The 20,545-nt window shown below is 31.8% G+C and carries 21 protein-coding genes and 4 tRNA genes; 4 read left to right on the top strand and 21 right to left on the bottom strand.

The annotated features are described in order from the left end of the window. The first annotated feature begins 81 nt into the window (after window positions 1-81). Window positions 82-1,296, top strand: coding sequence for a DNA polymerase IV (gene dinB / locus J418_RS0104740; protein ID WP_017894935.1), 1,215 nt, complete (start codon window positions 82-84; stop codon window positions 1,294-1,296). Window positions 1,297-1,382: 86 nt separating this feature from the next. Beyond that, window positions 1,383-1,541: a hypothetical protein gene (locus tag J418_RS16565; RefSeq protein WP_017751118.1), complete on the top strand. Its 159-nt coding sequence runs from the start codon at window positions 1,383-1,385 to the stop codon at window positions 1,539-1,541. Between the two features lie 238 nt (window positions 1,542-1,779). Here J418_RS16565 and J418_RS15445 read toward each other — a convergent pair whose 3' ends face one another. The 15 genes from J418_RS15445 to J418_RS0104660 all read right to left on the bottom strand — a co-directional run bounded on the left by J418_RS15445 (window position 1,780) and on the right by J418_RS0104660 (window position 15,419). Next, entirely contained in the window at window positions 1,780-1,953 is a 174-nt protein-coding gene (locus J418_RS15445) for an aspartyl-phosphate phosphatase Spo0E family protein (protein ID WP_017751117.1), read from the bottom strand. A 136-nt stretch (window positions 1,954-2,089) separates the two neighbouring features. Next, the gene (locus J418_RS0104725) at window positions 2,090-2,539 is read right to left on the bottom strand and encodes a hypothetical protein (protein ID WP_017894934.1); all 450 of its coding nucleotides are present in this window, start codon (window positions 2,537-2,539) and stop codon (window positions 2,090-2,092) included. Window positions 2,540-2,801: 262 nt separating this feature from the next. Further along, a complete protein-coding gene (locus tag J418_RS0104720) occupies window positions 2,802-3,578 on the bottom strand; it encodes a tetratricopeptide repeat protein (RefSeq protein WP_017751115.1) in 777 nt (258 codons plus the stop codon). 315 nt (window positions 3,579-3,893) lie between these two features. Then, window positions 3,894-4,781 (bottom strand): DMT family transporter, encoded by an 888-nt coding sequence (locus tag J418_RS0104715; protein WP_017894933.1) that lies wholly within the window; start codon window positions 4,779-4,781, stop codon window positions 3,894-3,896. Window positions 4,782-4,842: 61 nt separating this feature from the next. Then, window positions 4,843-5,922 carry a polyamine ABC transporter substrate-binding protein gene (locus J418_RS0104710; protein ID WP_017894932.1) on the bottom strand — a complete coding sequence of 360 codons (1,080 nt, stop codon included), beginning with the start codon at window positions 5,920-5,922 and terminating at the stop codon, window positions 4,843-4,845. A gap of 2 nt (window positions 5,923-5,924) precedes the next feature. Continuing rightward, window positions 5,925-7,565 (bottom strand): amidohydrolase, encoded by a 1,641-nt coding sequence (locus J418_RS0104705; protein WP_017894931.1) that lies wholly within the window; start codon window positions 7,563-7,565, stop codon window positions 5,925-5,927. 2 nt (window positions 7,566-7,567) lie between these two features. Then, entirely contained in the window at window positions 7,568-8,380 is an 813-nt protein-coding gene (locus J418_RS0104700; protein ID WP_017894930.1) for an ABC transporter permease, read from the bottom strand. Window positions 8,381-8,391: 11 nt separating this feature from the next. Continuing rightward, window positions 8,392-9,264 carry an ABC transporter permease gene (locus tag J418_RS0104695; protein ID WP_017894929.1) on the bottom strand — a complete coding sequence of 291 codons (873 nt, stop codon included), beginning with the start codon at window positions 9,262-9,264 and terminating at the stop codon, window positions 8,392-8,394. A 15-nt stretch (window positions 9,265-9,279) separates the two neighbouring features. Continuing rightward, the gene (locus J418_RS0104690; protein ID WP_017894928.1) at window positions 9,280-10,401 is read right to left on the bottom strand and encodes an ABC transporter ATP-binding protein; all 1,122 of its coding nucleotides are present in this window, start codon (window positions 10,399-10,401) and stop codon (window positions 9,280-9,282) included. Window positions 10,402-10,437: 36 nt separating this feature from the next. Further along, window positions 10,438-10,779, bottom strand: coding sequence for a P-II family nitrogen regulator (locus J418_RS0104685; protein WP_017751969.1), 342 nt, complete (start codon window positions 10,777-10,779; stop codon window positions 10,438-10,440). A 91-nt stretch (window positions 10,780-10,870) separates the two neighbouring features. Next, entirely contained in the window at window positions 10,871-12,007 is a 1,137-nt protein-coding gene (locus tag J418_RS0104680; protein WP_017751968.1) for an NAD(P)/FAD-dependent oxidoreductase, read from the bottom strand. After that, complete coding sequence (locus J418_RS0104675; RefSeq protein ID WP_017751967.1) at window positions 12,007-12,333, bottom strand: (2Fe-2S)-binding protein; 327 nt, start codon at window positions 12,331-12,333, stop codon at window positions 12,007-12,009. Before J418_RS0104675 ends, J418_RS0104680 begins: the two co-directional genes overlap by 1 nt. Before the next feature lies 1 nt (window position 12,334). Then, complete coding sequence (locus J418_RS0104670; protein ID WP_017894927.1) at window positions 12,335-13,912, bottom strand: FAD-dependent oxidoreductase; 1,578 nt, start codon at window positions 13,910-13,912, stop codon at window positions 12,335-12,337. Between the two features lie 5 nt (window positions 13,913-13,917). Then, window positions 13,918-14,244 (bottom strand): (2Fe-2S)-binding protein, encoded by a 327-nt coding sequence (locus J418_RS0104665; RefSeq protein ID WP_017751965.1) that lies wholly within the window; start codon window positions 14,242-14,244, stop codon window positions 13,918-13,920. 26 nt (window positions 14,245-14,270) lie between these two features. After that, on the bottom strand, window positions 14,271-15,419 hold the full coding sequence (locus J418_RS0104660) for a tyramine oxidase subunit B (RefSeq protein WP_017894926.1): 1,149 nt from the start codon (window positions 15,417-15,419) through the stop codon (window positions 14,271-14,273). 374 nt (window positions 15,420-15,793) lie between these two features. Between J418_RS0104660 and J418_RS0104655 the strand changes: the two genes are divergently transcribed. Continuing rightward, window positions 15,794-16,645: a MerR family transcriptional regulator gene (locus J418_RS0104655; RefSeq protein WP_017894925.1), complete on the top strand. Its 852-nt coding sequence runs from the start codon at window positions 15,794-15,796 to the stop codon at window positions 16,643-16,645. A 74-nt stretch (window positions 16,646-16,719) separates the two neighbouring features. On the opposite strand, the gene J418_RS0104650 is transcribed toward J418_RS0104655, so the two are convergent. Both J418_RS0104650 and J418_RS0104645 read right to left on the bottom strand, forming a co-directional pair. Beyond that, window positions 16,720-17,868, bottom strand: a complete 1,149-nt coding sequence (locus J418_RS0104650) for a tyramine oxidase subunit B (protein WP_017751962.1) — start codon at window positions 17,866-17,868, stop codon at window positions 16,720-16,722. A 22-nt stretch (window positions 17,869-17,890) separates the two neighbouring features. Next, window positions 17,891-19,057: an iron-containing alcohol dehydrogenase gene (locus J418_RS0104645; RefSeq protein ID WP_017894924.1), complete on the bottom strand. Its 1,167-nt coding sequence runs from the start codon at window positions 19,055-19,057 to the stop codon at window positions 17,891-17,893. 612 nt (window positions 19,058-19,669) lie between these two features. Here J418_RS0104645 and J418_RS0104640 point away from each other — a divergent pair. After that, window positions 19,670-20,044, top strand: a complete 375-nt coding sequence (locus J418_RS0104640) for a tyrosine-type recombinase/integrase (RefSeq protein WP_017894923.1) — start codon at window positions 19,670-19,672, stop codon at window positions 20,042-20,044. A 90-nt stretch (window positions 20,045-20,134) separates the two neighbouring features. On the opposite strand, the gene J418_RS0104635 is transcribed toward J418_RS0104640, so the two are convergent. From J418_RS0104635 to J418_RS0104620, 4 genes are all read right to left on the bottom strand, one after another. After that, window positions 20,135-20,211: transfer RNA gene (locus J418_RS0104635), tRNA-Arg, on the bottom strand. 30 nt (window positions 20,212-20,241) lie between these two features. Further along, window positions 20,242-20,315, bottom strand: a tRNA-Gly gene (locus J418_RS0104630). 16 nt (window positions 20,316-20,331) lie between these two features. After that, a tRNA-Pro gene (locus J418_RS0104625) sits at window positions 20,332-20,407 on the bottom strand. Between the two features lie 27 nt (window positions 20,408-20,434). Further along, a tRNA-Lys gene (locus tag J418_RS0104620) sits at window positions 20,435-20,510 on the bottom strand. Window positions 20,511-20,545: the final 35 nt, after the last annotated feature.

The following is a 20,545-nucleotide window of genomic DNA, read 5'->3' as shown; positions in this document are numbered from 1 at the left end:
CAACTGGTGTTTTATTTTTATGATAAAATAATATATAATATGTGAATAATAATTTATTCAAAATAAGTGGGTGTATTTTTTATGAAAAGAGTAATTTTTCTTGTAGACATGGATGCTTTTTTTACAAGTTGTGAATTAACACGTCATCCTGAAATTTTAAACAATCCTGCTGTGGTAGCTGGTGACCCTAAAAAACGTTCAGGTATTATATTGACTGCAAACTATGAAGCCAGAAAATTTGGCATTAAAACGACCATGCTATTAAATAAAGCCTTAAAACTCTGCCCACACTTGATTATTATTGCCCCAGATCGAAATTTTTACAAACAAAAATCTAAAGAAGTTATTGATATTCTATCATCATATACTCCATTAATTGAACAAAATAGTATTGATGAGGCATGGCTTGATATGACAGGCTGTGAAAAAATATTTGGAAATCCAGAAAAATCAGCAGAACTTATCGGAACATGTCTAAAAAATGAATTAGGGTTAAGTTGTTCCATTGGTATATCTGAAAATAAATTTCTTTCAAAAATGGCTTCTGAGATGAAAAAGCCTTCGGGTATTACAGAGCTTTGGAAAAAAGATATCAGAATTAAACTTTGGCCTCAATCCATTAATTATATGTATGGAGTTGGTAAACACACTGCTGAAAAACTTAAAAATATAAGAATTACAAACATTGGTGAATTAGCTCTTTCCAATAGGGATATTCTTATAAAAAAACTAGGTAAAATGGGTTCTGAACTCCATGCACTTGCCAATGGAATTGACGACTCACCTGTTAGGCCCCATTCTCGTGATGATATAAAATCCATTGGTAAATCTATTACACTTTCCAAAGATACTTTTGATATGGAATATGTAAAAATAGTTTTAATGAAACTTTGTGATGCAGTTGGAATGACAGCAAGAAAATATAATAAAAGTGGTCATATAGTACAATTAAGCATAAAATATTACAACTTTCATGTCATTACAAGAAGAACAACTATACCTTCAACTTGTTTGGTAAAAGATATATACTCAGCCAGCATTAAATTACTTAAAAATAACTGGAGCTCAGATACACCTATTCGCCTTCTCGGAATAAGTCTTAGTGGATTTTCAGAAGAAAATAGTTTTGCTAAACAGATATCTATGTTTGAATTACCTAAAATAAAACATTATACAGAAATCCCAAGTAAATACGAAAAAATAGAAGATGTAATTAGCAGTATAAGGAATAAATATGGTTTTTCAATTATAAATAGAGCTGTGCTAATGAATAAAAGTTCAAAAAATAAGTCATGACACATATATTATATATAACATTTATTTCCTTGTATTAAAATTGTTCTTTAAAATCACACTAATAAACATAAGGGAGGTTTTAATAGATGAGGAAAAAAGAAAAAACAGCTGTAAATAATCAATGGACATCAACACCTGAGAAAACATCTGAAGAATTAGGTGCTGGTCATAGAAAGAAAAAGACAGCCACAGACAATCAATGGACATCAACTCTAAAAAATAATATTGATGAAGATAATAACTAAATATTAAATTATTAAATGAAGAGATATGCATTTGGAGTCAGTAAATACTTATCTCTTCATTTAAACATTTAAAGGAACATTTGACACATAACTATTTATGAAATTAATGATGTTACATTTATTTTAATACTGCTTTATTAAAAAATCAACTATTTTTTTATAATTTTTATTATGTTTTGTTCATTTATATATTTATTTAATTTTTAAACTCAAAGAGGGGCAAAATGTCCCTCCCCGTTTACTTTTTCATTTTCTCAATTATTACTTTGTGATACCGATTTAAAGCTGAATCGAGCATCTGACTTGCAATAATTATTTCTGGATCAAGCAAATCTTTCTTTTCTGCAATCAAAATGTTTAATTTTATCCTCAAATTTTCTAAATCTGAAGATATTTTCTCAATTTTTGACATTATATTACCTCCCCTCCTAAATAAGTATAGGAAAGAAGTAATATCTTGGAAATAAAAAAATAAGTGCACTGCTTGCCAAAATTCAGGCTTACATTTGCACTTTTATAATATTAAATACTATGTTTAGAATTATATATCACATATTATAGAACTGTTCAATTCTTGTATTTGGAAATATCCATTTTAGTACATCATATACTTTATATTGAACTTCTGTTTCATCTTCAATGTTCCAATATTGATGACATAATTCTTCAAGTATAATAGTAATTATTTGAGATTCTTCAAACTTTAAATCCCTCCATCGTTTAACCGCATAAACTGCTAAGCAGAATTGATTGCCAATACTTTCATCTTCCATCTGCAGCAAAAGACTACCCTCTTCTGTAATAACAGCTGTTATTCCCATAAGATCTGAATATTTTTTATGTTCACAATTTAATTGTTTAACGATAGCTTGCAAAGCAATGGAAAAATATTTGGCCTCATTATCATTTAAAGCATATGCAGTAAATATCTCAAATTTGTCTTTTAATTCATCTGGAACTACAGGGACTTTACTTGGGACTAGATTTTTTAAAATCATGACAACACCTCAATCTTCATAAAATATCATTACACTTTATATTAACATTTTATGTAAGTATATTAAAACACTTTATAAAAATTTGTGTTAAAAAAATAAGCATTCAGATTATTTTCCAAATGCTTATTTACATGGGGAACTATTATGTTACTTTTTTATCTCTTACATGTATTATTGTATATTGCTTTTGTTACGATAATGTGCCAATTTTATTAATTATTTATTTATTTTGTTAACAATATAAAAACTCAAGCACATTTAACTAATAACTTTGAGCAATATGCGGAGTTTTAAAACTTGAATACAGATGAGATACAACAGAATTGTAGTAGTCTTTTTTATCTTTTGGATATTCAATAGTAAAAGTATTTTTAGAACCTTCCCCAACTACTATATCCTTATAGATTATTTTATCTCCATGAACCCATGAAAATACAACTTCATTATCTACCTTCTTTTTATATGACGCATTTGGATGCTCTTTAAGTAAATCATTATATATGGAAGTAGGAGTATCCTTTGATACATTATTACTGCCGTATACAGTGAATTTTGCACTACTATCATAAGTCTCCATTGAAATACCATCCCCATTTGTCGGTGATTCCAATTTTGTCTTTAACACATTCGGATATTCTATAGAAAATCCATATCTTTCATTTTTATAAAATATGTATGAAATCTGCTCCTTTGAATTGTTTTCATTGATATTACTTGTGTATTTACTATAAGACTTATTATTTGTATTTGAATTAACATCCTTCTTATTATTGGAATTTTTAATCTTATTTTGTTTTAAACTCTCAGCAAAATTAATACTATCTTTAATATTTGAATCTTGCTTATAATTTAAACACTGTTTATATAGAGCTATAGCTTCATCATATTTACCTGAATCCATGTATTTATTCCCTGCATTTATTAGTTCATTATAGGATTGAATTTCATTATATCTATTTATCCCAAAAACTATTGCCATAAGTGCTATAAACAATGATATAATTATAAAAATCTTTTTCTTGAATTTAGCCTTACTCATCTCCATTTTCCACCTTTATTTACATAAATTAAGACTATCCAATTTCGAATAGTCTTTTTTACTATATCATAATATTATAATTAATGGCAATAGCCCAAATGCTGGAATATAATGAAAATCAAAATAACTTTATTTATACAAAACTGCTATTAAATTCTATGTATATTGTTTTTAAATTTTACTTTTTTCATTTCTTAGTTTTTTGTTTGGTAAGAAAATTATCAACAGTTGTAGATTATACAGATAACAACTTTGTATTTATATAATATTCAAATTTATTAAAATATCAATAAGTTTACATATTACATAATATAGTCATATATTTGGGCTCTTTTTTCCAGTTTGCTTAAAATTAGATTGATTCGGAATTAAAATTGAAATTAAAACCATAATACAACCAATTATCATCCTAAAAGAAACACTTTCCCCTAATATAAAATAAGAAAAAATACATGCTGTTATACTTTCCAAAGACATGATCAAACTTGATATTGCAGGTGAAATAATTTTTTGCCCCTTTAATTGGAATAAAAAACCTATTCCCAATTCAAAAACCCCACAATAAAAAGTTCCAAACATAGCTTTTCCACTTACGCTTTTTGGGAAAGGTTCCAATAAAAAAGCAAAAATAATCGCCAAAATACCGCATGTTAGAATCTGAATCGTATGGATTCCTGCTGATGGTACTTGTTTTGGAATATCATCAATTTTTATAATATAAACTGTATAAATGATTCCACAAATCAAGCACAATATATCACCTGAACTAATACCAATTCCTTTATCCAAAGTAATAAACCCAATACCTGACATGCAGATAACTGCAGCAATTATATCCTTCAAACTTAGTTTTTTGCTTTTCCAAAAGAACTCAGTAAATGGAATTAATATTACATATATATTTGTAATAAATGAACTTTTCCCCGCAGTTGTTCTATTAATCCCTTCACTTTGAAAAAACATTGCACAAAATAGAATACTCCCCAGTATTATTCCATTTTTTATACTTCTCTTTGAAAATCCCTTTAAACCTTTATGACAATATAAAATCATAAAAATTGAAGCAAATATAAATCGTATTGCTAAATTCCAAATTGGAGTCAATGATTTTAGAGAATCTTTTACAACTGCAAAGGAACTTCCCCATATTAAACTGCAAATTAATAAATATCCAATTCCCTTAGCCTTCATATTTTTATCCATAATATTACCTTTCTAAAAAATTGGGACTATTACAAAATGTAATAGTCCAGATTTTTTAACTTTATCTTGAAGACTTTACCCTTGTCATAACATCTACCATTGCAGATGTTGAATTTGCATCGAAATCATTAATATAAAACAACTGCTTTTTCATTTTATCCGTTAATACACAAGCTGTATTTTTCGCAAGACTATCAGGTAGCTGTGAAACTGCCGCTTTATTCAAGCATACATATTTATATTCCTCCGTGAGTTTTGCTGATACATCAGGTCTTAAACAATAATTAATGAATAATTCTGCTTCCTTCTTATGTTTGCTTCCTTTAAGCAATACAAAATTATCAATAGAAAACGATTTTTTCTCATTATCCATCACAACTTGTAAATCCTTATTCTGATCCATTGCCTGAAGTGCATCTCCGCTATATACATTAGCTACAGAAATTTCACCTCTTGCAAGCATTGTCCTGGCATCACTTACATCTGAAATTGATTTAACATAATCTTCCATATTATTCCAATAATTTATTGTTGACTTAATTGTATCTACATCATGAGTTGTTGGATCCTTACCCATGGCAGTTAATGCAATAGATATATCATCCTGTGGATCATCTGTTAAAACAATATTATTTTTCAATGCATTATTTTTTAAATCACTCATTTTATTTATAGTTACACCTGATTTATCCAGCATTTTTTTATTTCCAACCCATAAGCTTACAGTTCCCATATATGGTACTGTATATTGATTATTCTCATCATATTGTAAATTTTTATAACTTGGATCTATGTTTTTAAGATTTGCAATTGCATTTTTATCATAAGGCTCAAGAAGTCCTTTTTCTTTCATTGATTTGATATAATAATTGGTTGGAACAGCTATATCATATTGTCCTTTTTTCCCTGCAATTAATTTAGCCATCATTTCATCATTTGATTCATATGTGGACTGTACAACTTCAATTCCATATTCCTTTTTAAAACCATCAAGCACATCTTGTGTCATATATTCAGACCAATTATAAAGATAAAGCTTATCTGCATATCCATTTTTCTTTGCTTTAGAATCTTGACATCCTGAAAAAAGTGTTGCCAGAATTATACAGCATATTAGAACAACCAAAGTTTTCTTTTTCACAATTATTCCCCCTTATTGAATACTAATTTTCCATTTATATATGTTTGACATATTTTTGTCTTATAAAGCTCAAAAGCGTCGATAGACAGCACATCTTTATCCAAAACAACAAAATCGGCATCTTTTCCAACTGAAATTGTCCCCTTTCTACTCTCAAGGTTACTTTCATAAGCTCCATTTACTGTAAGCACCATAAGTGCTTCTTCTACAGAAATTCTTTCGTTAGGATTAAGTGCTTCCACTCCTTTCTTGCCAGTTTCAACACGATTTACCATGAGATGAAGACTTGTCATTGTATCTGCAGGAACGGTAACTGGCCAATCACTTGCCTGACTTGTAACAATACCTTTTTTTATGAAAGAAGCTGCCGGATATTCCTTGTCTGCACGTTCTTGTCCAAGAAATGGAACCTCCAGGTTTCTATAATAAATTGGATTTTTAAAATGCCAATATGGATTTATTACTGCTACTATGTGTAACTGTTTCATACGATCTATTTGTTCTTCTTCAACAACTTGCAAATGTGTAACTGCATTTCTCCTATCAAAAATTGCCGTTTTATTTTGTGCATACTCATACGCATTTAAAATACAATCAAGTGCCGCATCTCCTATCGCATGTGTATGGACTACATATCCTTCTTTTATGGCCCTTGTTACCAATTTGTTAAGCTGATCCTGATCAAATAAACTTTCTCCAAAATCTCCTGGTGCATCATTATACTCTTCTCTTAAAAAAGCAGTATGAGCTTCAACCACACCATCTATAAATATTTTCAATGTTGTAAGACGTACTTTGTCATAATTAATTTTATTTTTGAGAATCTTTGCTTTTTTAAATACTTCTTCATAATCATCATTTGGTTCTAATGTATACGCCTCTGTGAAGGTAATTTTTAGTTTTCCTTCCCTGGCAAGTTCTGCATAAGCTTCATATCTCAAATCATAATCTTTTCTCTTGTCAAGCATCGGTTCGAATACATTAGTTACTCCTGTAGAAAGCGCCATACTCTGATATGCCAATATACCTTTTTTGTAATCATCTTTGGTATAAGCCGGCATAATATTTTGTATTAAACTTCCTGCCAGTTCCTTCAGCCATCCCGTAGGTTTTCTGGTACATGGATATCTTACTATTATTCCCCCGTCAATTTCAGGAGTTTTTTCATCTATTCCAGCCATACTCATAGTTTTAGAGTTAATCCAAAAAGTATGCTCGTCTTCACTTACCATTATAATTGGAATTTGATTTGAAACTTTATCCAGCATAGCTGCTGTAGGTCCAATTTCATCAAAAACCCCATTTTGGTATCCCTGACCAAAAATTATATTAATATCATCATTATTTTGATAAAATTGTTTTATTTTTTCCAGGTATTCTTCAGCAGTCTCTACTTCATGAAGATTTACTCCAAGTACAAGATCAGTAGTACTTGTAACATGTGCATGGCCATCAGTCATTCCGGGTATGATAATTCCCTCTTTATTTTCGATAATTTTGGTGTTATTTCCAAAATATTTTGAAATTTCACTTTGCTTTCCAACAAATACTATTTTGCCATTCTTTACTGCAAATGCCTCTGCCAGCGGCAGCAGTTTGTCTGCAGTAAATACTTTTCCTTTCACAATAAGATCTGCTTTCATAGTCAAGCCTCCCTTTTTTTAAGAAATACCTTCTTCACTAAAAAATACATTAAATATGTAAATATAATTACAAACATAATTAGTGAAGATAGTGCATATACATCAGTGGATATTTTTCCTCTTACCATGCCATATACCTTAATTGGGAATGTAATTTGTCCAGCTCCACAAACAAAATAGCTTATAATAACATCATCAACAGATAATGTTATTGACAAAAATGCCCCTGAAATAATACCTGGAACTAGCATTGGAAGTGTAACCCGTTTTAATGTATGCCATTGATTGGCTCCTAAATCCATTGCAGCTTCCTCAATTGACCGGTCAAAATCAGCAATACGAGCCCTCAAAGTAATAATTACAAATGGCACACAAAATGTAACATGTGCAAAAACCAAAGTAGCAAATCCCATGCTAAAACCCATTAATGTAAATGCTGCCAGAGAGGCTATACCTATTACTAATTCTGGAATTACAATTGGTATATAAAGAAGACTATCAATAAATTTTTTCAACTTAAAATCATATCTGTACATACATATAGTTGCAAGTGTACCTAAAACAACTGAAATGATCGTACTCACAGCTGCCAATTCTATCGTTAAAATCATATAGTCTATCAATTGATCTCCTTGAAATAAATGCTTGTACCATTCCAATGTAAAGCCTTTAAATACAATATTACTGTCATTTGTATTAAATGAATAAATTATTACCATTATAATTGGAAGATACAAAAACAAATACACTAAAAACATAATAGCATAGGAGAAAAATCCTAATTTTTTCTTTTCTTTTCGCTTAATATTTTTCATTATCTTCCCCCTTATGCCAATTCATCCATATTTCCAACTTTAGAATACAATTTTATGATCACCAAGGTAAACACAATTAATAATACGGAAAATGCTGCACCAAAACACCAGTTACGTGCTACCATAAATTGATTTTGAACTAGATTTCCAAGATAAGTTGAATTTCCTCCACCCATGACATCCGATACATAAAATGCTCCCAGGCTTGGAATAAACACTTGAATTGTACCTGCGAAAATACCAGGCAAAGTCAGAGGAAAAATAACTCTGAAAAACGTATGCACTTTTTTTGCCCCCAAATCATTGGCAGCTTCTATTAAAGTAGAATCTATTTTTGAGATAGATGTTTGAAGCGGCAAAATCATAAATGGGAAAAATTCATATATCATACCAAACAATACAGAATTATCTGTATATAGCATTTTAATTGGGGAAGAAATTATGCCAAATTTCATTAATATGTTATTTATTATCCCAGAATCCCTTAATATATTTGCCCAACCATTTAACCTTATTAAACCATTTACCCAAAATGGAAGCATAATAAGCAGAAGCAAAAACGCCCTCTTTTTAGGTTCTACCTTACTTACTAAAAATGCAAAAGGATACGAAATAACAAGACATATCCAGCTGCTATTAAATGCTAAAACTATAGACTTCCATACTACTTTCATATATAGTGGGTTAAATATCTGCTTGTAGCTGTCTAGAGAAAACTTCCATTCTACACCTCCATATTGACTACGTGTTGCAAAACTTATAGCAAGCACATAGATAAGCGGCAGCAGGAGAAATAAAAAAAGCCATATTCCTGTAGGACCTACCATGGATAATATTGTCAATTTATTATTGCTTTCCTTATTCTCCTTGTTTTGTAAAACCATATGTCTTCCCCCCTTCTACTTAAATACTGCGTCGTTAATTATATTATAAAGTGAGTCATCTTTAGTATGCATTACAACTGCTTTTTCCAAATCCCAATAAACATTTACAAGTGTACCTTTAGAATTAAGCTCCGTATCAGGGTGGTTATTTAATTTTATACACTTTCCGCTAGGTAATTGAACTACTGTCTTTATATTGGAGCCTGTGTATATATGTTCCTTAATAACACCATTTAAGCAAAATCCTTCTATTGGTTCTTTTGACAACTTCATATGTTCCAAACGAACCGATATACTGACTATTTCATTCTTTTTAAATTCATTTCCAATTGCTGATACAGATCCATCTTCTATAACAAGTTCAAGATTTTTTCCAATTTTCTTTGAAACTGTTGCTTCAAATATATTTGATTCTCCAATAAAGTCTGCTACAAACTTTGTCTTAGGTTGTTCATAAATCTCTTTTGGAGTTCCAATCTGTTCGAGAATACCCTTGTTCATAACTCCAATACGGTCACTCATAGTAAGAGCTTCTTCCTGGTCATGTGTAACATAAACAAAAGTAACTCCTAATTGCTGTTGAAGATGTTTTAACTCCAGCTGCATTTGTTTCCTAAGTTTTAAATCAAGTGCCGCCAATGGCTCATCTAGGAGCAGTACCTTGGGATTATTTATAAGAGCCCTTGCTATGGCAACACGCTGTTTCTGTCCACCAGACATTTCACTTGGCTTCCTTTTTTCAAAATTATTTAATTGTACCAGTTCCAAAATTTCTTCAACTTTTTTCTTAATTTCACTTTTTTTTATCTTTTTTTCTACCAATCCAAATGCTATATTATCAAAAACATTCATATGGGTAAATAGTGCATAACTTTGAAAAACTGTATTTACATCCCTATTATATGGCTGCAAGTTAGTTGCATCTTTATTCGCAATTACAACGCTTCCTTCTGTTGGAATTTCGAAGCCTGCTATAATACGGAGAGTTGTAGTCTTGCCACAACCTGATGATCCAAGCAAGGTTAAAAATTCCCCTTTATAAATATCAAGATTTATCTTTTTCAAAACCTGATTGTCTCCAAAGTATTTGCTCACATTTTTTATTTGTACAATAGGAACAGCATTTTCATAATCCACATAAACCACTCCTTATATTATTAGACTAACACCAATTTATAAAATGTCTCTGCCTCGTTCACCTGTACGAATTCTCATTACATCTTCTATATCTGATACAAATACTTTTCCATCTCCAACACTACCTGTTGACAATTTTTCTACCATTTGAGACAATATGCTCTCCAGATCTTCATCCCAGACAATTGTCATAACATATAACTTTGGAAGCAAATTAATACTTAATCCCAATTTTTCAAACTCCGGGTTTTTAAATCCTTTTTGATGACCACATCCCATAGCAGACATTACTGTAAGACCGCTATATTCATTTTTAGATAAAATTTTTTTTAAATCATCTAATTTTTCCGGTCTAATAATCACTTCAATTTTTTTCATAGCACTACCTCCTTAATAATATTTCTACATTTATTTTTATAATGATGATTATAAACTATTGTATAATACCATGGTCAATACAATATTTTATCTATCGTAAACTTTTAAATCTGTCATATCTTAGTGCTGTAATATCAACTGCTGTCTTTTTACCCTCTACCATTTGTGCAAGCATATATCCAACTGCAGGAGCTGTTCCAAAACCATGTCCTGTAAATGCACATGCCAGTATCAATCCAGGTACTTCATCGATATGACTGATAACCGGTACTCCATCAATGCTTAAGTCTAACCAACCGCCCCAGCTTCTTACAATATTTGCGTCTTTTAAAACAGGGATATATCCCATAACGGCACGGCAACCGGCAGACATAGTAAGAGAAGACGTCCTCAAGTCATCCAATTTCATGTCGTTTGCCTCCTCAAGTCCAGACTCGGAGCCAAATACAAAAGATCCGTGCTTACATTGGTGTCCGTAAAAATCTGCATCGGCTGTTCCAAGCATCATATCAAACATTGAAATCTGCATTTCAGTTACAAGTGCCTCTTCAAAATATCTGGTCATTGGTATGTCAATTCCCACTGTTCTTGCTATTTCACGACTTTCATAGCCTGCAGCTAAAATAATATTTTCTCCTTCAAAAATTGTACCGTCTTCCAATATTACCTGACGTGCCTTCCCATGGAATTTTTTAATTGCTGTAACTTTAGCTTCTGTATAAAATTCAACTCCTAATTCAATTGCTCTCTTGTAATATGCCAGAGTTGCCAGCATTGGATTTGCATGGCCGTCTGTAGGACACCAACTTGCTCCAATAATATCATCAGATAAATACGGGCATAATTCTTTTACTTCTTTTCCATCAATCATTCTTACATCAAGTCCCAGTTTTTGTGCCTTATCCACGAGATTTTGCAGTTTTTTCATATGTGCTTCTGTCTTGCCAAGCCTTAAATTGCCCGATTGAAAATACTCTACATCCATCCCAAGTTCTTCCGATAAATTAGGCCAGAATTTTTCAACACTGTATATTGCATATGGAAGTTCGCGTTCATCTCTGCCTGACTGCCTGACTCCCCCCCCATTTCTGCTTGAACCTCCATGCCCTATACTTTTTGATTCTTCAAGTACAATTACATTTTTAATGCCTCTCTTGGCAAGGTAATATGCTGCTGAATTTCCAACAATACCACCGCCAATTATGACAACATCCGCATTTTTCTTCATCACAAATTTCCTCCGTCATTTCCTAATATTTTCATCTCCATCGGCCTCATTGGAGCTCGTGAAACAGCTGGCTCGACTTCAAGTGAAGGCATTTCTAGTTCCTTTGCCATTATAGATTTTACTAATCTCTCACAAGTCTGTCCCTGACATAATCCCATACCTGTTCTTAAATACCGCCTCATCTCTTCAATTGTAAAAATTCCTTGATGAACTGCCTTTCTTATCTCACCTTTTGTCACTTCTTCACACCTGCAAACCACAATATCATCATCTGCATCTGGAACGTAGTCTCCAATTCTCTTCAAGTTTTCACTTATATCAAACATTTTAGGACCTCCCCGTTTTATAAAATCTTGCTTTCATTGCCATATTTTTAGGTACTTTTATTGTAAGAAGATTTGTATGATCAAATAGCATTGCAGTTTTAACTCCAATTACTTCCGCTTCACAAACTACTTTTCCACTTCTATCCATCGCTTTTCCCTTTTCACCTTTTTCAGGCAGTGGTAAAAATTCATATGGAATCATTACACTTGCATATTTCTCTTCAAAATCTTCATCTACTAAAAAAATAGCTTGTCCGGGACACGAGGCTACACACATACCACAACCAATGCATATCTTGTCTAAATCAACAATTGGCAAAGACGTTATATTTTCGCCAATTGTTATGCACCCTTTGGGACATGCGTCTTGACATGGATTACACGGAATATTTTGCGTACATTCCATTACAGGATGTATGCCTGATTTTTTAACTATCCCTGGATAACGAAAAATTTCATCATCTGATATGTAACCTCTATGCAAAAGATTCATGGATATATCAATATTCTCATCTGTCTTCTTTAATAATTTTCCGCGATTTTCCGGACCAAACATACCTTTTCTCAAATTTTCCAGGTCACACTTCAATTTTGTATAATATTTCTCTCTTTTTTTATTACTTAAATAACCTAAAGTATATGCAATATCTATTCCTGAGATTCTCCCTTCAATCATAGCTGAACTGGCTTCTTCAATTGATGAAACATCTCCCGCAGCAAAAATACCGCCAATAGAAGTTTCACCATATTCATTACAAACAGGAATATACCCGCCTTTAGTGCTCATCATCTCGCATCCGGCCTGTTTTAATAACTGTGACATTGGTGAAAGGCCTACTGCAGTACAAATGGTATCAACATCAAAATGTTTTTCTGTTCCAGGTTTGATTTTCCAGTTTTTATCTACTTCGCCAATTACAGCACCTGTCACACACTCTTTGCCTTCCGCCTGTATAATTGTATGAGAGGGATAAAATTGCACTCCACATCTTGCTATCTTTGCAGCATGTACACCATATCCGCTTATTCTAGGCAATACATCTATTAATGCAGTAACTTCACAACCTGCCTGCATCAATTGATAACTTACAACCAAACCCACATTGCCTGTTCCAACCATCAGTACTTTGTTTCCTGGTTTAACATGGTGTAAATTCATTATTGTCTGTGCAGCTCCTGCACCTATTACTCCAGGCAAAGTCCACCCTCTAAAATTTAATGCATTTTCGCTGGCACCTGTTGCAATTAAAATAGCATCACCTTTATAATGAAATACTACATCATCCATTTTGACTGTAATTTCTTTTTCTGGATACAAACCGATTACCACAGCATTTAATTTTACCTCAACTCCATATTCTTCTGCTTTTTTTAATAATTCTTCTCCTATTTTAAATCCGCGAACTTTTGCCCTGTTTTCTTTTGAACCAAAGAACTTATGAATCTGTTTAAAAAGTTGTCCTCCTGGTTTTGCATTTTCATCAAAAACAATTGTTGTCATACCTGCCTTTGAAGCTTCTATAGCAGCAGACAAACCTGCCGGACCTGCTCCTACAACGATTAAATCATATCTTTGCATATCAATCACTCCTCAAATGAACTTTTTTCTGTTTCCACACCATACTGTGTCTGTACTACCATTCCCTCAACAAGGGGAGTAATGCATGTGCGAACATTAGGTTTTCCATTTACAATCATTACACAATCGGTACACCTGCCAATAGCACAAAAGATTCCTCTTGGCTCATGTCTCTTTTTGGTGTATCTGTGTACCATAACTCCTGCAGCTTTTAATGCAGCTGCAATAGGCTCCCCTTCATATCCTTCCAAACTTTTTTTATCAAAAGTAAATGAAATCTTTTTTTTCTTTGTATTCCCTCCAAAAATCGGATGCTTGTCTATTCTAAACATATAATTATCTCCTTCTTTATAATCATTTAAATTATAGCTGACCTGTCCCAAAGATTAAGTTTTATACCCAAACCCTTCTTCAATGCATTTTGATAACATTCATATCCCCATGCAACATCTTCTATAGGAAGTCCTTCAATTGCCACAAGTATAACTTCATCATCGGATGTTCTGCCGGGAGCTTTTCCAGTAACAATATCACCTAAATTAATAATACTTTTTCTCTCTATCAAACCATCTTTAACCATGTTTACAAAGTCTTCACCCATACATCCAGTTGGCTTTCTATTTAAATTTTTATCGAATACTACAGGATCTTCATTGGAATAATCTTCATACATACTATAATCATCCACTACTTTCTTGATATCCATAATACTTTTATGTTCCATATTAAAAGTGCTGGCTGAAATAATTACAGCTCCCGGCTTGAACCATTCCCTTTCATATTTTGGCCACTGTCCTTCTTTAACAGAGGCAGCTTCACTAACTATATCTGCACCTCTGATTGCTTCTTCCAAAGTACTGCAAATTTTAATGTTTTTTACATTAAAATATCTACTTTCAACAAATTTTTTCATTTTTTTGGCTGTTTTTGATTCAGGTGAACTTCCCTTTATTTTCACAGTCTCAATATTCGGAAAGCATGACATAATCGCCATTGTACATGCCTTATTAATGGCACCAGGCCCAACAATAGATAATACTTTGGAATCTTTTCGAGCAAGAAGCTTGGCAGCAAGTCCCGGCATAGCTCCTGTTCTCATTGCACTCAATAGATTTGCAGACATATATGCTATTGGGATCCCTGTTTCTACATCATTTAAGGAAACCATCAGTATAGATCGCGGCAAACCATGTTGAGCGTTTCTTCCATTAGAGCCATACCACTTCTGCCCTGCTATATGAAATCTTCCTCCCAGATAAGCAGGCATGGCAATAAATCGTCTATCTCTAGAATTATTTAATGGAAAGTTCGGAATATAAGACTTCTTAGGGAACTCCAACATAATTCCATGCGCATTATGATTAGGACCCCCCATTATATAATCCCCCTTACTAAGCAATGCCATTGTCTCTCCCATTACCTGTATACACATAGAAGCATCCAATACACCAGCTTTTATCATATCCTGCTCGTTTAGATACAAAAAATCAATTTTAGTACTTTCCATAAATATCTCCTCCGATTTTTATGCACTTCAAATTATTTTTATAATTTTATGTCTTATATAAATACTGTTTTAAGATGTATTTCCTTACATGCCTACATTATATTGTCTAGTATGATACTAATGTCAACAATATTAAATATATTTTTGTATACATAATAAATCTCATATTTAGGAATAAAACTTATTGACAAAATAATATATTATGATATATTATTTATTAAATTGTTAAATAATAATAGTACAAAATACCAAATAGTTATTTTTCTTATGCAATATTTATAAATTTGAAATATTATTTGTAATCTATATATTAAAATTATTTTCTGGAATCCATAGTATGATACCACTTTATTGTGAAAGGAAGGATTAGTTTTATGATCAATGAAAATTGTTATAAAATTGGAGAAATATCTAAGTTGTTCAATATAGGATTAGATTCTCTACGTTATTATGAAAGAGTCGGAATCGTGTCCCCCAAGAGAGATCCTATAAACAACTACCGTATTTATAGTCTTGATGACATTCGCGAAATTGCTATAATTCGTGAACTTATGGAACTACGTTTTCCATCAAAACAAATAAAAGAATTAGGTAGGAACAGAAACTTAAGCACATCCATGGAATTATTGGAACGAGAAATAAATATTGTAAATGAATCTATTGTAAATCTATATCAGACAAAGGAAAGCTTAAATACTAGGCTATCATCCATTAAAGCAATCTTGAAAAATTCCATTGAATTTTACCAGATTAAGATTTTAACTTTTCCAGAAAGATCCTGTGTTATGATTAGTGAAACAAATATTCCAGATCGTATGGTTACATATACAGCTACAAAGTATATGCATAAAACGAAACAAAAATTTCCTATAATAGGTTCATGTGACTGTTATACCCTTGATTTAGAAAATAGCAACCCAGATTCGGATTATTATAAAACAGAAAATGTATTTTTTTATTCTGAAAGTTCTAATTATGTAGGTAATTATTTTCTTCCTCCTGGAAAATATTTATCTTTGTTTTATAGAGGAAACTTAAAACAAACTAAAAGATATGTCCCTAAAATGCTGGATTTTGCAAAGGAACATAACTTTGAAGTTATTTCGCATCCTATTGAAATAGGACATATAGACTGCTATGAAACTTTAGATGAAGAGGAATTTATAACTGAAATACAAATACCTGTAAAGCCACTAAAAAAGCGTGTAAAATTAAATACAAATTAAAAAATTTAACTGTCTCATGTCAGAAAGACAAGAGGCAGCTAAATTTTGAATACATATTTTGTTCAATTTAATAACTATAATAAATGTGGCTCGTTCCACAAATTTAATTTTGTTCCTTTTCCAAGCAACAATGCTTTTCTATAACATTCATATCCCCATGCAATATCTAAAACCGGCATACCTCCAGAGCTTATTAAAAACATCTCGTCTTCAGACATTCTTCCTGGGGTAACACCTCGAATAATATCACCTAATGAGCGAACATCATCCTTGGTTATCTTACCATCTTGTATCATATCAACAAAAAACATTCCCGGTGTACCAGTAGATATCCTTTTACCAGTTTTCTCATCATGATGTTCATAAGTAGTAATATAATTCTCATACATATGAATATTATCAACTACTTTAGTCATATTATTACAAATAAACTCCCGATCTATTTCCATTGTTCCAGAAGAAATAAGTATACAGCCTGGTTTTAACCAATTACTGTCAAATGCAGGCCATTCACCTTGTTTTGAAGATACAGCTTCACTAATAATATCGGCATTTTCTACTGTTTCCTGTAAAGTACTACAAACTTCTACACTCTTTATCCATGAGTAATTTTTACAAATAAATTCTGATAAATCTTTAGCCGTCTTTGATGTTATAGAACTGCCTTTTATTTTAATCTTCTCAATATCTTTAAAATATGGTAGAATACTTACAATGCAAGCCTTATTTATTGCTCCTGCACCAACTAATGCAATAACCTTTGAATTCTTTTTAGCTAAATGTTTTGCTATAATTCCAGACATGGCACCAGTTCTCATTGCACTTAACAGATTAGCCGACATAATTGCCAATGGTTTACCTGTTTCTACATCATTCAATATCATTAGCAATATAGAACGTGGTAATCCTTTTTCATTATTGCCTCCATTGGAACCGTACCACTTTTCTCCTGTAAGATGAAATCTTCCACCAAGATAAGCTGGCATTGCCATAAAACGTCTATCCCTTGTATCTGCAATTGGGAATTCCTTTATCTTAGATTTTTTAGGAAATATTACTTCAATACCATGTTCATTGTTATCTCTACCTCCCATTAAATAATCACCTTTACTTAATAAGATGTTTACTTCTTCCATAACTTCTACACAACGTTCAGCTTCCAAAACACCAGAATCTATCATATCTTCTTCACTTAAATATAAAAATTCAATCCTTTTTTCCATTGTTTACACCATCCATTCAAAATCAAAAGCATAATTTATAAATTTTTATAATGTCCTTTTTATATAAAGACACCATACATTCTTCAGTTCCTGATTCGCAAGCCTTTTCAGCCATTATTTCAAATTTATCCCTTGTATTAATGCCTAAATCCCTCAATCTACACTTTAATCCCATGTCTTTAAATAATCTTTTGGTTTTATCTATAGCTATCTCTGCAATTTGCATATTAGACAGATCTGAATTTATTCCAAATACATTTTTCCCATAATTTGAAAATATTAATGCCGTTTTTTCATTTAAAATGTATTTCATTAAAGCAGGAATAATTACTGCAAGTCCATGTCCATGTGTAACGTCATAATATGCACTTAACTGATGTTCCATGGCATGAGCCGGCCAGGGTCCCATTTTTCCACATGCTATAAATCCATTAATAGCCCAGCTTGCTGTCCACATTAAATTAGCCCTGGCATCATAGTCATCAGGTTTTTTACATGCTATAGGACCATAATGAACACAAGTTTTTAGCATTCCTTCAATTATACGTTCCTGAAAATATGTATCTTTTACACCATTAAAATATACTTCAAATAAATGCGAAATAATATCAACAGTTCCACAAGCAGTCTGATATGCTGATACTGAAAACGTATTTTCCGGATCCAAAATGGAATACTTGGGATATAACAAATAATTTTCAATTTCCATCTTGTCATTAGTTTCCTCATTAGAAATTACAGAAAAACAATCCATTTCAGATCCAGTGGCTGCTAAGGTCAATACAGTAATAATTGGAAGAACATTTTTAACCAAACTATTATCCAGTACCAAATCCCACACCTTTCCATTATAATAGTACCCTGCTGCTATAGCCTTTCCACAATCTATACTGCTTCCGCCACCGATAGGTAAAATTACATCAATACTATTTTCTCTACAAATCTTAATTCCCTTTTCTACTGTATTTACACGTGGATTAGGTTCTACACCTGATAAATCATAATAAGTAATACCATTATCATCTAAAAGTTTAATAATACGGTCGTATAATCCTATTCTTTTTATGCTTCCTCCACCATATACCAATAAAACTTTACTGCCAAATTCATTAATGAACTTTGGAAGTTTATTTATCATTCCCTTTCCAAATGCTACTTTCGTTGGAATGGAATATATAAAATTTTGCAAAATATCACCTTCCTAAAAGAAGTAATTTTTTATTATAATAATTACTATATACTTTGGTATAATACCAAGGTCAAGTGGACTTTATAAAATAAATGAGTATAGATTGGATGATAGGCTTCAATAAATAGAATAACTTTTTAGTGAAATGATATAATAGAATAATTATGGAAAAGAAGAAATTAATCATGTCTTAATCAATGGTGAATAGATATATAATGCAGTCTGAAACTATGAAAGTGTCTAAATAAAAGAATAATTAGAGTAGAAAAAAACCAGCAGAAGTCCATATAACTGCTTAAGAAAAATAAACAACTTATTATTGCGAAGAATGATATTTTAAAACAGGCAGCGCTGATTTCTGGAAAAGAGTAGTTGAATAAATCAAAAAATAATTTTGTCCATATATAACCATATAAGAACACAAAAATACAATAATGGACTAACTCACTTTGAGGGAAGGTATGGAAACTAAAAGATTAGGTTGTTATGTTAAAAAATGATTGACCATTACAAGTTTATAATCCCAAATTTCAATTTTATGCACACTGTTGATAACTTCTAAATACTTGGATTTTAAAAAATCTATATTGTCAGTTAAGAGATCAATAAAAAGTGTTTATTCGTTTCAATAATAATGAAAAATACCTTCTTATAGAACAGAACGAAGAAAAACTTAAAGTTGGATCAGCTTATGTTAAAAATGATTATATTTTTTCTAATCCATTAGGAACTGCAACTGATCCTCAAAATCTCAGGAAAATATATAAAAGGATTCTAGTAAATAATAACATTCCATATAAAAAATTTCACAGCTTAAGACATACATATGCAACAAGATTGTTTGAAAAAGATGTTCCAATAAAAACAGTTCAGATGCTTTTAGGACATTCCGATATTTCAACTACCTCAAATATATATGTTCATGTAATGCCTGAACAAAAAATTGAAGCTGTTAATAAAATAAATACTCTTTTTAAAGTAGAATAAAATGAAATAATTTCCATTAAAAACTTTGGCGGGAATATCAAATTTAGAGGAAAATAAAAAACACTGAAAGTCAGTGTTATCAATGTTTTATGGTGCACCCAGTGGGATTCGAACCCACGGCCTCTGGATTCGAAGTCCATCACTCTATCCAGCTGAGCTATGGGTGCTCAAAATATAAAATTTCCTTATAAACAAAATGGAGCGGGTGAAGGGAATCGAACCCTCATAACTAGCTTGGAAGGCTAGCACTCTACCACTGAGTTACACCCGCATACAGTATTTAATTATGGTCGGGGTGACAGGGATTGAACCTGCGACCTCATGGTCCCAAACCACGCGCGCTCCCATCTGCGCCACACCCCGAAAGTACAATATTTATATTATAACTAATGGTGCGCCATCGGGGATCCGAACCCCGGACAACCTGATTAAGAGTCAGATGCTCTACCAACTGAGCTAATAGCGCAATCATGGTGCGTCTTAAGGGATTCGAACCCCCGG

It is taken from the genome of Clostridium tyrobutyricum DSM 2637 = ATCC 25755 = JCM 11008, assembly GCF_000359585.1.
GTDB classification, from domain to species: domain Bacteria; phylum Bacillota; class Clostridia; order Clostridiales; family Clostridiaceae; genus Clostridium_B; species Clostridium_B tyrobutyricum.
Note: the sequence above shows the minus strand (reverse complement) of the source record. Positions and strands in the feature narration are given on the sequence as shown.